Below are 13225 nucleotides of genomic sequence, written 5' to 3'. Positions count from 1 at the left end.
CGGCTCTGATTCCGTTGCGCGGGCTCATGGAACCGGATCGGTGAATTTCAGAATTTCCGGCTGCCGCTTTTCAGTGGAAACCGAGACGGAGACGGTCGGACTCATGAACTCACCCTCAAAGAGAACCGTGATGATCTTCTCCGGGGCCTGCCAGCTCACTTCCGCCGTACCGGAGCGGTCGCCCGAGTAGGTGATTTCGAGTTTCGGCTCGGTTTTCTGCACGATCCGGATCTCATCGCGCGAGACCATCTTGCCCGGTTTCACAAGCAGCGCCCGGGCGGTGGTGACAAGGTGCTGTTCCTCCTCCTGTGTGAGTGCCTCGTAAGTTACGTCGTTCACGGTGATGGTCGGCGCGCAGCCGCAGAGGAGAAGCAGCAGCAAAGTTCCGGAGTGGAGAATGCGATTCTTCATTTCTGTGCCTTTTCAATGAGGGGTTCCGGTTCGGGAGCGGTCGCCATCTCGAGCAGCGTCTCCTGAACGCTTGTTACATAGAGATTTCCGAGGTGGCCGCCGTGGTCGAACCAGGTCAGCCGGCTGCCGAACGTCCGGTCGAGAAACTCCCGGTCATCGTCGGAGAGCAGAAAATCGTCGTAGTTGTGCACGACTCGCACTTTCTGATTTTTCTCCAGCGCCGGTGCGAAGTTCCGCAGCGTCGAGGCCGCATAGAGCTCCTCGAGCGTCAGCGGAGCGAGGTCGGGACCGATGATTTTCTCGGCGTAATCCTCGAAGCCGAGTTTGTCGACTTCACGGTAAAGCGCGGCGCGGCCGCTCCAGCTGTAGGGCGTCGAAAGCCCGGCAAGCCCGCGGTCGCGGTGCGCCGAAAGCAGCACACCGCGCATCGACATCTTGAAATACAATGCCGCGATGTAATCCGCCTCCTCCTGCGTGAGCGGAATCGTGTAATTGACCGGTTTCTCCCCCGGATTCTCCGGGTCGCAGGGGGGATAGGACTGCGTCAGCGCGCCCATCGCTTTCCCCGCGATGCCGAGCACGGTTTCGGCCGCTTTCTGCGCGTCCCACTCCGCGCCGGTTCCGGCGAGTCTGTCGGCCTGTTTCATCGCGTAACGCAGGTCGACCGGCGGATTGATCGCGACATAGCGGTCGATTCCGAGCCGTTCGCCGGAACGCGCCTCGAGCTGTGCGACTTTCAGCGTGTGCATCGCGCCGAACGAGTAGCCCATGAGTGCGACCCGCGTCGAGGCCGGATCGAAGAGCCCGGCTTCTTTCAAATCATTGAGCACGAGCTCGATCGCGCGGCGGACGTTTTCCCCGTCGCGCGGCAGGAAGCCCGGCAGCCTGCCGCCGGTCGCTTCGTAGAACTGCCAGGTGAACGTGCTGTCGAGCGCCGCGACCGCCCAGCCGTTGCGATGGAACAGTTCCGCGAGCGCGAGCGCCGTTCCCCCGAAGTAATTTCCCCCGATCCCCGGCAGCAGAATCAGCAGTTTGTCCGGGCGGCGGCCGTCGAGATCGGCGACGAATTGCCCTTTCGGCTCCGGCGCCCCCTCGGGCAGTTCCGCCTCCCAGAATCCGTATTCCAGCTCCGGGGACCCCTCTCCGGCGAGGCGGATTTCGCGTTCATCGCACTTCTTCTCGAAGTCGCTGTTGAAGACCGAGAGCCGGAAATACCACGGATCATCGTTGTTCTGCGCCTGGAACATCGCCACGCGCATGGAGTCGAGCACCGGACTCTGCGGCCGGTAACCGGGGATCGTCCGCCACAGTGCGCGATACTCTCTCGGCTTGATTGCCGGAGGCACGTCAGGGGGCAGTTCCGGTTCGACCCCGGCCGCACGCGCCTCCGCCGCCGCATTCTGCGCGCGATAGAAGAACATCTTCAGGAGCAGATGACGGCGCAGGAGCGCCATTTCATGGAATGTCCGGTATTTATCCTGGCTGCCCTTGACGGTTTTCTCATAGACGCGGTGCGCCACGACCATGCGGTTCAGTGCCGTCGCATATCCGGCATAGGGGATGTATGTCTTGATGTCGAACGCCATGTCGAACAGGCTCGCGATGCCGTCGCGCACGTTCAGCGTCGACATGAACGGCAGGATGAGCGTACAGCCCGGTCCGATTCCCCACGCCGCGAAAGTCTGACCGAAATCCGATTCGGTCGAGTAGATCTCGAACCACGCCCCCGCCGGGTCGAAGAGACCCGCGATGCCGATCGTCGTGTTGATGAGAAAACGGCAGAGCTCGTCCCACGACCCCTTGAATTCGGCGCGGAGCAGGCAGCTGAACGCGCGGGTCGGGAATTCGAGATTCACGCAGAGATTGTTGAACTTCTCAATCGCGGGGCGCGGCAGGATCGATGTGTAGACCCGTCCGAGCGGATCGACCACGTAGTTCATCCCGAAATCCGTCACCGCGAACATCGAACGGTTGAACCCCTCGATCGGGTCGCGCCCGGAGAGTTCAAAGACCAGTTCGCTCGGCGTCCACGGCGCCGCCGGCGGCTTCGGCCCGGTGGCGCATCCCGCGGCGATGAGCAGCGCCGCGAGCGGAGCGATCAGGCGCATCGAGAGCAATTTCATTCCCCTGCACATCCTTTTGCGTTTCCAGTGGTTATCGCAAACTAATATAGCGCGCATTCCCGCAAATGCAACGGGGACTTTTCACGTTCCCCGCTGCTTTCGCGGAGCGGGCGGGATCACAGCTGCATGGAGAAGATCTCCTCTCCGCTTTCCAGGGAGAGAACCTGCAGCTTCCCGTCCGCATAGAAGCCGTAACTCGGATCGAATCCCCCTTTCGGCAGCGAGGTCGAGCCGGGATTGAACGAGATGAGCCCGTTTTCGAGCGTTTTCAGTTCCGGAATGTGCGTGTGCCCGCAGGCGAGGACGGAGCCCCGCTCCAGCGGCGGCGGATTCCCCGGATTCCAGTGGTGGCCGTGCGTGAGGAAGAAGCGGCGGCCCCCCTCGAGCAGCGTCGCGTATTCCGAGAGAATCGGGAACTCCAGCAGCATCTGATCGACTTCACTGTCACAGTTGCCGCGCACGGCGGTGATCCGTCTTTTGAAACGATTCAACTGTTCGACGACCCGCGGCGGCGCGTAGTCCGGCCGCAGCGGGTTGCGGGGACCGTGATAGAGCACGTCTCCGAGCAGCACGAGGTGATCCGGCGCATGAGCGTCGATCCGGCGCACGAGCTGTTCGACGCTGTCGGGCGAACCGTGCACATCCGAGAAGAAGAGAATCTTCACCGCGGATTCCCCCGGTTACTGCTGTTTTTTGAGACGCATCTGCGGGAAGAGCAGCACGTCGCGGATCGTTTCGGCGCCGGTCAGGATCATGACCAGACGGTCGATGCCGATCCCCATGCCGCCCGCCGGAGGCATGCCGTACTCGAGCGCGGTGAGGAAATCCTCATCGACCTTGTCCGAGAGCTTGTCCCCCGGCTGCTTGTTCTTCTCAAACTGCTCCATGAACCGCTTGCGCTGCAGGATCGGGTCGTTCAGTTCGCTGTAGGCGGGAGCCACTTCGACGCCGTTGATCCCGAGCTCGAAAACGTCGACGTAGTTCGGATCGTCCGGACACCCTTTCGCGAGCGGCAGGAGTTCGACCGGCAGCCGGCAGACGAAAGTCGGCTGGATCAGCGTCGGCTCGACCATCTTTTCATAAAGTTCGTTCGTCACTTCGAGGTCGGACATGCCGTCCGGAATGTCGAGCCCCATTTCGCGACCGCGCGCGACGCGCTCTTCCGGCGTGATCTTGAACCAGTCGGCGCCGCCCTTTTCCTCGCAGAGTTCGTTGTAGGTCGCGCGCCGCCACGGCAGCGTGAGGTCGATCACCTTGCCGTTGCCGTGGTCGATCTTCAGCGTTCCGACCGTCTTCATCGCGACGGTTGTGACGAGAGACTCGATGAGCTCCATCATCGTGCGGCAGTCGCCGTAGGCCTGATAGACCTCCATCATCGTGAACTCCGGATTGTGGCGGCGGTCCATGCCCTCGTTGCGGAAGTTGCGGTTCAGTTCGTAGACTTTCTCGAACCCGCCGACCAGCAGCCGCTTGAGGTAGAGTTCCGGTGCGATGCGCATGTACATATCCGAGGAGAGCGCCTCGTAATAGGTCTTGAACGGATTGGCCGAGGCCCCGCCCGCGATCGGCTGGAGCATCGGGGTCTCGACCTCCATGAAGCCGCGGCTGTTCATGAAGTTGCGGATCTCCGCGAGAATCCGGCTGCGCAGTTTCAGCACCCGGAAACTCTCGTCGTTCATGATGAGGTCGAGATAACGCTGACGATAGCGCTGCTCGACATCCTGCAGCCCGTGGTATTTTTCCGGCAGCGGCCGCAGCGATTTCGAGAGCAGCGTGCACTCTTTCACGCGGATCGTGAGTTCTCCCATGCGGGTCGTGAAAGTCGGCCCGTGTACGCCGATGATGTCGCCGATATCGAGTTTGCGGAAGAGTGCGAACGCCTCATCGCCGATTTCGCTCTTGCCGACGAAGAGCTGAATCCGGCCCGTGCTGTCCTTGATGTCCGCAAAGATCGATTTGCCCATGCCGCGCTTGGCCATGAGCCGTCCGGCGACGGTCACTTCCGGGCCGAATTCCCCCTCGGCGGCCGGTGCACCCTTTTCGCGCACGCTGCTGATCGGTTCCGCGCCGGGGAACGCATGGCCGAACGGATCGATTCCGGCTTCCCGGAGTTCCTTGACTTTCGCCACGCGCTGCTGCATTAAAATGTTCATCTCCTGTTCGGAACCGGCGGTTTCCGCCGGGGTGTTCAGATTCTCTTCGCTCATTTCAGATTGTCGCTCCATCGTTTTTTTCGGGATATTTTGCAATAAAATTAATGTAACACCATTCCTCTTATCTTGCAATTCAAAAAAATGAAACTATTTTAGTTCGAGTATGGTTTTTTCGGAAAACGGAAAAACCGTTTGACTTTCCTCCATTTCTCCATGCGGAAATGCGGAAAGTATCGGAGCGCCGGTCCGGTTGCGGTCCGGCGGGAACACATAACAAAAGGTGGTACGGATGAAAAAAATGTCACTCTCGTGTCTGCTCCTGGCTCTGGGAGCGGTCACCGCCGGTGCGGTCGAGGAGCTTCCTCCCGCAACAGACGGTTCGATCCCGATGGCGTGGGGTATGCCCGCAGTCTGGTGGTCGGCGCCGTTCGCGGCGATTCTCGCCATTTTGATGGCACGGATCTTCTACAAGAAGATGATCGCTGCCAGCGAGGGAACCGACCGGATGAAAGAGATCGCAGGCTATGTTCGCCAGGGGGCGATGGCCTATCTCTGGCGCCAGTACAAGGTGGTCGGCATTGTTTTCATCATTCTCTTTGTCATTTTCGGGATTCTCGCGATCTTCGGGATTCAGAATCCGTTCGTGCCGGTGGCGTTTCTGTCCGGCGGCTTCTTCTCCGGACTCTGCGGCTACATCGGTATGAAGACCGCGACGCGCGCCTCGAACCGCACGGCGCAGGCCGCGAGCGAGGGATTGAACCGCGGACTCCAGGTCGCGTTCCGTTCGGGCGCGGTCATGGGCATGGTCGTGGTCGGGTTCGGCCTCATCGACATCTGTCTCTGGTATCTGATCCTCGATAAACTTGTCTACACCTCCGCGCACATGGCGAACGGCTTCTCGCTCTTCGGGCTCGATCTCGTCGTGCAGGGGTGCACCCAGTCTGAAAAGCTCGTCCACATCACGACGACCATGCTGACGTTCGGCATGGGCGCGTCGACCCAGGCGCTCTTCGCTCGTGTCGGCGGCGGCATCTACACCAAGGCGGCTGACGTCGGCGCCGACCTCGTCGGCAAGGTCGAAGCCGGCATCCCCGAGGACGATCCGCGCAACCCGGCCACCATCGCGGACAACGTCGGCGACAATGTCGGCGACGTCGCGGGCATGGGCGCGGACCTCTACGAATCCTACTGCGGCTCGATCCTCGCGACCGCGGCGCTCGGCGCGGCCGTCGCCGCCCAGAGCGTGAGTTTCGATGCGGAACAGGCGACGAAGCTGGTTCTCTCTCCGATGATCGTCGCGGGATTCGGCACGATCCTTTCGATTCTCGGAATCGGGCTCGTGCGCTGCAAGGAGGGGGCTTCGCAGCGGCAGCTGCTGCGCAGTCTGCTGACCGGAACGCTCGGCAGTTCGATCTTCGTGCTGATTGCGCTGCTGTTCCTGATTTTCCTCGACTTCATCACCTGGGGCGTCTTCGGAGCGGTGGTCTCCGGCCTCGTCGCGGGCGTCATCATCGGTCAGGCGACCGAATATTACACGAGCGCGGAGTACAAGCCGACCCGCGGCATCGCGTTCCAGGCGCAGATGGGACCGGCGACCACGATCATCGACGGTCTGGCGACCGGCATGTATTCGGCCGGACTCCCGGTGGTGACGATCGTGCTCGGAATTCTCTGCGCGTTCGGCTTTGCGGGCGGTTTTGCGGATGAGCAGGGCGCGTTTGCCCAGGGACTTTACGGTGTCGGTTTCGCTGCGGTCGGTATGCTCTCGACCCTCGGAATCACGCTGGCGACCGACGCTTACGGCCCGATCGCCGACAATGCCGGCGGCAACGCCGAAATGGCCGGACTCCCGCCGGAAGTCCGCCAGCGCACCGATGCGCTCGATTCGCTCGGCAACACGACCGCCGCGACCGGCAAGGGGTTTGCGATCGGTTCGGCGGCGCTGACCGCGCTCGCGCTGCTCGCGAGTTTCATCGAAGAGGCGAAAATCTGGATCGGCAAATTCGACTCCGGTCTCGGCACCGGAATCGACGTGGCCGAAGCGAGCAAGATGTCGCTCCTGAGTTTTGTCGACAAGTATCAGCTCACGATCATGAATCCGCTGCTGATCGGCGGACTCTTCATCGGCGGCATGGTCGCATTCCTCTTCTGCGCGATGACGATGAAAGCGGTCGGCCGCGCGGCCGGTTCGATGGTCGAAGAGGTGCGCCGTCAGTTCCGGGAGATCCCCGGCATCATGGAGGGCAAGGCGACTCCGGATTATGCGAAGTGCGTGGCGATCTCCACCGCCGGCGCGCAGCGTGAGATGGTGCTCCCCTCGCTGCTCGCGATCGCGATTCCGGTGGTGACCGGACTCGTGCTCGGCATTCCGGGCGTGATGGGTCTGCTTGCGGGCGGACTTGCGACCGGCTTCGTCCTCGCGACGATGCTCAACAACGCCGGCGGTGCGTGGGACAACGCGAAGAAGTACATCGAGAACGGCGCCTACGGCGGCAAGAAGCTGCCCGATGGCAGCAAGAACCCGACTCACGGCGCCGCCGTCATCGGCGACACCGTCGGCGACCCGTGCAAGGATACGAGCGGTCCGGCTCTGAACATTCTCATCAAGCTCATGAGCATGGTCTGCATCGTTTTCGCGCCGGTCATCATCAAGTTCTCCCCGGTGATCCAGGGGTGGCTTGGAATCAGCGGAATTCTGAAATAATTCCGTTTTCCGGAAAAGCGCCGCGTCAACCACGGCGCTTTTTCTTTTCTGCAGAAGAGAGGCTGAGAAATGAGAAAATTACTGCTGCTCGCGCTCGTCGTGATGCTTTGTGGCGGCTGTTCGGCGTTTCGCGCGATGTTCGATGAGGACCCCGCCGTCACGCAGCAGAAGCGCGAACGCGCGAAACAGCGGCGTGTGGAACGGATGCGTTCCGGTGATTCGGGCGACGATGTGTTTCCGTCGCTCTTTTCCGGTTCAAAGAAATCTGATACGCTCTATGTGAGCAGCTCTCTGACGCCGGAGGAGCGGGCCGTGCTGGAGGAGACCGAGGCCGCCTCGAAACGACGGAATCCCGCCGAGAGCGAAGTGGAATCGATTCGGCGCGAGAACCGCGAACGGTCGGACAAAATTTCCGATCAGGTGTTCGGCGGCGGGCTGCGGGATCTGTTGTGAGGCCCGGCTACAAATTCCCGGAGATTTTCCGGATCCAGGTGTAGCGGTTCAGTTTGACCGCTGCGACCGCGCACTTGAGCACCTGATCCGATTTCAGGCAGACAAAGACGATCAGCGGCGAGCAGTGGAAGACGAATGCCGCCAGCGCCGACGACGGCAGCACGATCAGCCACATGAAGATGAGATCGTTTTTCAGGACGAAATCGGTTTCCCCTCCGGCGCGGACGATGCCGACGAGGGCGGGCATCTGATAAGCCGTGCCGACTGTCGTGACCGAAAGCACCGTCATGAAATCGAGCGAGAGCTGCGCCGATTCGGGAGAGAGTTCCGAAAAGAGCAGCAGAATCGGATCCTTGAGCAGAAAGAGCGCCGCGCCACTGCAGCTGCCGATCAGCAGAAAGAGCAGCTGAAACGTCCGCGTATAAGGTTTGACGAGGTCGAGTCTACCCTCGCCGATGTTTTTGCCGGTCATGACTGCGGCGGCGCTGGCCGAGGCCATGACGAAGACCGTGACGATCTGAAAAACCGTGGTCGCCACCGAGTTCGCCGCGATCGCACTGCTGCCCATGTGACCGAGGATTCCGGTCTGGATCGCCATGGCGATCCCCCAGAATGCGCCGGAAACGAAGACCGGCGAGCCGACCCGGATATAATCGCGCAGCATCCGGCGATTCAGTTTGCACAGGACGTGGGGCAGCCGCAGCTCCACCTTGCGGTCGATGAGACGAACGTAAGCCGCGATCAGGCCGAGTTCGAGCAGTCGGGCGCACAATGTGGCGATTGCCGCTCCCGCGCAGCCGAGTTCCGGGAAGCCGCCGTTGCCGAAGATCAGCAGATAGTTCAGCATCACATTCGTGACGAAAGTCACGATCGAGAGATAAAAACTGATCCGGACCGTCTCCACACTCCGGAGCATGATCATCAAAATCTGCGAAATCGCGAAGACCGGGTATGAGAATCCGATGATCCGCGCATATTTCGCCCCCTCGGCGATGATTTCCCGGTCGGAGGTCAGCAGTCCGAGGAGCATTTCGGGAATCAGAAGCACCAGCAGCGAAAGCAGCAGCGCGAGACCGACTCCGAACCGGAGCGCGATGTTCGTGACTTCGCGGATCGGCTCGATCTTCCCCTCTCCCCAGCTGCGGGAGGAGAAAATAAGCGCCCCCTCCGCGACGCCGAAGACCAGCATCTGCAGCAGAAACTGCACCTGGTTGAGCAGCGCCACTCCGGAGAGCGCGGTCTCCGAGTAGCGCGACAGCATGATCGCGTCGGCGAGGTTCACGGCGAAAACGATCGCACTCTGCAGCGCAATCGTCGCAGTCATCGAGAAGAAAACAAAGTAAAAGCGGCGGTCCCGCATGAAAAACGTCGACATGACAAGGAATCCTGTTCCATCCGGTTCTGATTGCAGATATGCGCCCGGCGTTCGTTCGCGTCGGCGTGTTTTTAAAATACAGCGCCGGCCCGGCCGCGTCAAGTTGACTTTCTCTGGAAACCGGAATATCTTTAATGGAACAACGGAAATAAGGAGAGGACTCTTTCATGATACGTTTTGCGACGATCGGCACGAATTTCGTGACCGGCTGGATGCTGGAAGCCGCCCGGAGCTGCCCGGAACTGCACTACGCGGCGGTCTATTCGAGGAGCGCGGAAAAAGCGCGGGAGTTCGCCTCCCGTTACGGGGCGGAGGCGATTCACACGGATCTCGACGCGCTTGCGGAAGATCCCGGCATCGACGCGGTCTACATCGCGAGTCCGAACTGCATGCACTTCGGGCAGGCCGCGCGGATGCTTGCGCACGGCAAGCATGTTCTGTGCGAAAAGACGATCACCTCGAACCGTCATGAACTGGCGCGGCTGCTGGAGATTGCGGCGGAGAACCGGGTGATTCTGCTTGAAGCGATGCGTTCGGTTTTCGACCCCGGTTTCCGTGCGATCGAGGAGAATCTGCCGAAACTCGGGAAGATCCGTCGCGCGAGTTTCCAGTATTGCCAGTACTCCTCCCGCTACGACAAGTTCAAGGCCGGGATCGTCGAGAATGCGTTCAATCCGGCGCTTTCCAACGGATCGCTCATGGATATCGGGGTTTACTGCGTGCATCCGCTTGTGAAACTCTTCGGGCGGCCGGACCGCATTGTCGCCGACGCGGTTTTTCTCGACAACGGCGTGGACGGCGCCGGAACGATCCTCGGGAGCTGGAAGTGCGGCATGCAATCCGAACTGCTCTACTCGAAGATCACGAACAGCCGGATTCCGAGCCAGATCCAGGGGGAATCCGGCAGCATGATCATCCGCGAGATCGCGAATCCGCGCGAGGTGACGATCATCCGCAACGACGGCACCGCCGAGAGCGTCTACTCCCGCCCGGAAGAGTCGAACAACAACATGGTTTACGAACTCCGCGAGTGGTGCAGGCTGATCCGGGAGGGGAACGGGGAAAATCCGCACAATCGTTTTTCGCTGCTCGAACTCGAAGTGATGGACGAGGCGCGCCGTCTGACCGGAATCCGCTTCCCCGCTGACGAGGCGTGGGAAGAGCGTTCCCGGGCGTAAGTTTTTCCGGCGTTTCCCTCGAAACGGCGATTGAAATTATTGGAAATTCATGATATATTCCACTTCACGGCATAAGCATGGGAACAAGGCTGCCGGTTGCCCGATACAGCCGTGCAACACCCCTGCTTTGCGAAACAGCAGCGAAGCTTAATCAGGGGACGCCGGACGGCACTGTGGATTTCGTGACGTCCGGTCGCCCGCAGTCAGGAAAGGATGGTTTTATGCAGGCTATCTGGTTCACATTGATTTCATTTGTTTTCTTCACCGGCCTGGTCGCCGTACTGACCTGGCTGGCGACCCGCGGGGAGGATCTCAAAACACAGAAAGGCTACTTTCTGGCCGGGCGTTCGCTGACGTTTCCCGTGATCGCCGGATCTCTGCTGCTGACGAACCTCTCTACCGAACAGATGGTGGGGTTGAACGGCGATGCGTTTACCGCGGGGCTCTCGGTCATGGTGTGGGAGGTGGTGGCGGTGGTCGCACTTGTGGCGATGGCGCTCTTTTTTCTGCCGCGCTTTTTAAAGAGCGGAATCGCGACGGTGCCGCAGCTGCTTGAAATCCGGTTCGACAGTACAACGCAGATCATCTGCAATCTGATCTTTCTCATCGCCTACATGACGATTCTGCTGCCGATCATTCTCTACACGGGCGCGCAGGGGATGGCGAGTATTCTGAATCTGCCGGAGTTGACGGGGATTCAGAATGAGACGACGCTGCTGTGGCTTTCGGTCTGGATGATCGGTCTCATCGGTTCGGGTTACGCGCTGCTGGGCGGTTTGCGGTCGACGGCTTTTTCGGATATGCTCAACGGGATCGGGCTGCTGGTGGGCGGATTCCTCATCACGTTCCTCGGGCTCAAACTGATCGGCGGTGACGCGGGATTCCTCGGCGGCCTCAAGACGCTCTCCACGGAGATTCCGGATCGTCTGAACTCCATCGGCGGACCCAGTGATCCGGTTCCGTTCTGGAACATCTTCACCGGCGTGCTCATCATCAACATCTTCTACTGGTGTACGAATCAGCAGATCATTCAGCGGACGCTGGCGGCGAGCAACCTTGCCGAGGGGCAGAAAGGGGTGCTGCTGACTGCGCTCTTGAAATTGCTCGGCCCGATCTACCTGGTTTTGCCGGGGATCATCGCGTATTATGTGTTCGTGGTGCAGCGCGGACAGGATGTGAAGTCGGTTCTCGCGTATGGAACGCTGGTCCGTGAGGTGCTGCCGTGGTGGCTGACGGGATTTTTCGCCGCGGTGCTGGTCGGTGCGATTCTCTCGAGTTACAATTCGGCGTTGAACAGTACCTGCACGCTGTTCAGTCTCGGAATCTACAAGCGGCTCTGGAAGCCGCAGGCTTCGGAGATCGAAGTCGTGCGTTCGGGCAAATACTTCGGCTGTCTGATCGCGGTGATCTCGATGGTGGTCGCGCCGCTGCTGGCGGGTCAGGACAGCATCTTCACCTATCTTCAGACGATGAACGGCATCTACAACATTCCGATCTGTGCGGTGGTGATCGTGGGGTTGCTGAGCAAACGGACTCCGGCGATTGCGGCGAAGATCGCGCTGGTGGGCGGAGTGGTCATCATTGCGCTCGGAGTTTTGGCGTTCCCTGATCAGGTGACGCGGATATTCAGCGGCCAGTGGCACTTCTTCGGGGTGGTGTTTGTGCTGCTTGTGGCGATCATGCTGTTCTTCGCGTATGCGTTTCCGCGTCCGACGCCGTGGGTGCACGTGGATTCCGGCGAAGTGGATCTGCATCCCTGGAAGTACGTGGTTCCGTGCGGAATCGCGCTTCTGGTGCTGGTGGTGCTGATTTATGCGTGTTTCGCGGACTTCTCGGTTTTGAATGAAAGCGTGGATGTTGTGGCGACACCGGAGTCGGCGGAGGCGGTGGTTCCGCTCCAGTAACTCGGAAAAATCTCCTTTTCTCCGGACAAATCGGGCGGGGAGGAGGAGATTTTCTCATTATTTTGAAAAAAAACGGGAAAACGATTTGCTTTTCCGGAAAGTTCGATTATAGTATACCCTCATCACGAGGCGTGGTAGCCAAGAGGTTAGGCAGCGGTCTGCAAAATCGCTTAGACCGGTTCGATTCCGGTCCACGCCTCCATTTTTTTTGCCCGCGAAAGAGACTCCGGACAGATCTTCCCTTATTCCGCTTGCAAATTCCGGGACGGCGGAGTATGATAATTCCCAACCCGCGCACATGAGACTGCGGCAACCTTAACTGGGAGCAGGAACGTGAGAAAGATAATGATTGTGAAACTGGTGATTCTGCTGGTTTTCGTTCTGCAGGGAGTTGTGAGCGGTCTGAGGTTTCCGGAAGAGATTCTCGCGCGCGGTATTGTCGGAAATATGACGCCCGGCGGTGGCGGGGAGAATTCCGCTCCCTGGCTGAATCTGGTGTTTCCGGCTTTTGTCGCTTTGGTTGTGCTGGCGGGGAACACGGGCGTATATTTTCCGGGATTGTTCGTCTTTTCCAGAAAAGCACTGGCCGAAACTTTGCAGCGGAACGGTTGCCCTGCGGGAAAGATCATCCCGTTTCTGGATTTCACCTGGATATGGCTTCTATGCTTTTCGACCGCTGCGGTGTTCGGACTCATCGTCTGGATTCGCAGCGTGATCCTGAATGCTCCGGATCTGCTGTTGTACTCCATTTTCTATTTCGGATTCACCGGGTATTTTGCCGTTCTGTATTGCTGTTTCTGCACGAAATTCAGTGACGAACAGCAGAGAAAGTATCTCTTAGGCGCATACGTCAACTCCGGAATCCGCTCTCTCTTCCGCAAAGTCCAGGGAATTTTCCGCGCATAATCGCGAGGAGAAAAGAGC

Annotated in this window: 10 protein-coding genes and 1 tRNA gene; 6 read left to right on the top strand and 5 right to left on the bottom strand. The window is 59.8% G+C overall.

Annotated elements, in window-relative coordinates; translation table 11 throughout:
* Positions 1 to 24 precede the first annotated feature (24 nt).
* The 4 genes from Q0J85_RS00550 to lysS form a co-directional block, all read right to left on the bottom strand.
* Positions 25 to 411, bottom strand: coding sequence for a hypothetical protein (locus tag Q0J85_RS00550; protein WP_294477236.1), 387 nt, complete (start codon positions 409 to 411; stop codon positions 25 to 27).
* Positions 408 to 2534, bottom strand: a complete 2127-nt coding sequence (locus Q0J85_RS00545; RefSeq protein ID WP_294477235.1) for an MlaA family lipoprotein — start codon at positions 2532 to 2534, stop codon at positions 408 to 410. Before Q0J85_RS00545 ends, Q0J85_RS00550 begins: the two co-directional genes overlap by 4 nt.
* Positions 2535 to 2650: 116 nt before the next feature.
* On the bottom strand, positions 2651 to 3199 hold the full coding sequence (yfcE, locus tag Q0J85_RS00540; protein ID WP_294477232.1) for a phosphodiesterase: 549 nt from the start codon (positions 3197 to 3199) through the stop codon (positions 2651 to 2653).
* 15 nt (positions 3200 to 3214) lie between these two features.
* Positions 3215 to 4741 (bottom strand): lysine--tRNA ligase, encoded by a 1527-nt coding sequence (gene lysS, locus Q0J85_RS00535; protein WP_294477230.1) that lies wholly within the window; start codon positions 4739 to 4741, stop codon positions 3215 to 3217.
* A gap of 346 nt (positions 4742 to 5087) precedes the next feature.
* On the opposite strand from lysS, the gene Q0J85_RS00530 reads away from it, so the two are divergent.
* Both Q0J85_RS00530 and Q0J85_RS00525 read left to right on the top strand, forming a co-directional pair.
* Positions 5088 to 7391 carry a sodium-translocating pyrophosphatase gene (locus tag Q0J85_RS00530; RefSeq protein WP_367274567.1) on the top strand — a complete coding sequence of 768 codons (2304 nt, stop codon included), beginning with the start codon at positions 5088 to 5090 and terminating at the stop codon, positions 7389 to 7391.
* A gap of 69 nt (positions 7392 to 7460) precedes the next feature.
* Positions 7461 to 7844: a hypothetical protein gene (locus Q0J85_RS00525; protein ID WP_294477226.1), complete on the top strand. Its 384-nt coding sequence runs from the start codon at positions 7461 to 7463 to the stop codon at positions 7842 to 7844.
* A 7-nt stretch (positions 7845 to 7851) separates the two neighbouring features.
* Here Q0J85_RS00525 and Q0J85_RS00520 read toward each other — a convergent pair whose 3' ends face one another.
* A complete protein-coding gene (locus Q0J85_RS00520) occupies positions 7852 to 9219 on the bottom strand; it encodes an MATE family efflux transporter (protein WP_294477224.1) in 1368 nt (455 codons plus the stop codon).
* 167 nt (positions 9220 to 9386) lie between these two features.
* Here Q0J85_RS00520 and Q0J85_RS00515 point away from each other — a divergent pair, with 167 nt between their 5' ends.
* The 4 genes from Q0J85_RS00515 to Q0J85_RS00500 all read left to right on the top strand — a co-directional run bounded on the left by Q0J85_RS00515 (position 9387) and on the right by Q0J85_RS00500 (position 13207).
* Entirely contained in the window at positions 9387 to 10397 is a 1011-nt protein-coding gene (locus Q0J85_RS00515; protein ID WP_294477222.1) for a Gfo/Idh/MocA family oxidoreductase, read from the top strand.
* A gap of 221 nt (positions 10398 to 10618) precedes the next feature.
* A complete protein-coding gene (locus Q0J85_RS00510) occupies positions 10619 to 12301 on the top strand; it encodes a solute:sodium symporter family transporter (protein ID WP_294477220.1) in 1683 nt (560 codons plus the stop codon).
* Positions 12302 to 12429: 128 nt separating this feature from the next.
* A tRNA-Cys gene (locus Q0J85_RS00505) sits at positions 12430 to 12503 on the top strand.
* A gap of 131 nt (positions 12504 to 12634) precedes the next feature.
* Positions 12635 to 13207, top strand: a complete 573-nt coding sequence (locus Q0J85_RS00500) for a hypothetical protein (protein WP_294477218.1) — start codon at positions 12635 to 12637, stop codon at positions 13205 to 13207.
* The last annotated feature ends 18 nt before the right edge of the window (positions 13208 to 13225 follow it).

It is taken from the genome of uncultured Victivallis sp. (assembly GCA_944389935.1).
Classification (GTDB): Bacteria; Verrucomicrobiota; Lentisphaeria; order Victivallales; family Victivallaceae; genus Victivallis.
Note: the sequence above shows the minus strand (reverse complement) of the source record. Positions and strands in the feature narration are given on the sequence as shown.

Excerpts from the sequence above, each read along its gene's own strand:
- Q0J85_RS00550 (WP_294477236.1), bottom strand. The coding sequence starts at position 411 with ATGAAGAATCGCATTCTCCACTCCGGAACTTTGCTGCTGCTTCTCCTC.
- Q0J85_RS00545 (WP_294477235.1), bottom strand. The coding sequence starts at position 2,534 with ATGAAATTGCTCTCGATGCGCCTGATCGCTCCGCTCGCGGCGCTGCTC.
- lysS (WP_294477230.1), bottom strand. The coding sequence starts at position 4,741 with ATGAGCGAAGAGAATCTGAACACCCCGGCGGAAACCGCCGGTTCCGAA.
- Q0J85_RS00530 (WP_367274567.1), top strand. The coding sequence starts at position 5,088 with ATGCCCGCAGTCTGGTGGTCGGCGCCGTTCGCGGCGATTCTCGCCATT.
- Q0J85_RS00525 (WP_294477226.1), top strand. The coding sequence starts at position 7,461 with ATGAGAAAATTACTGCTGCTCGCGCTCGTCGTGATGCTTTGTGGCGGC.
- Q0J85_RS00520 (WP_294477224.1), bottom strand. The coding sequence starts at position 9,219 with ATGTCGACGTTTTTCATGCGGGACCGCCGCTTTTACTTTGTTTTCTTC.
- Q0J85_RS00515 (WP_294477222.1), top strand. The coding sequence starts at position 9,387 with ATGATACGTTTTGCGACGATCGGCACGAATTTCGTGACCGGCTGGATG.
- Q0J85_RS00510 (WP_294477220.1), top strand. The coding sequence starts at position 10,619 with ATGCAGGCTATCTGGTTCACATTGATTTCATTTGTTTTCTTCACCGGC.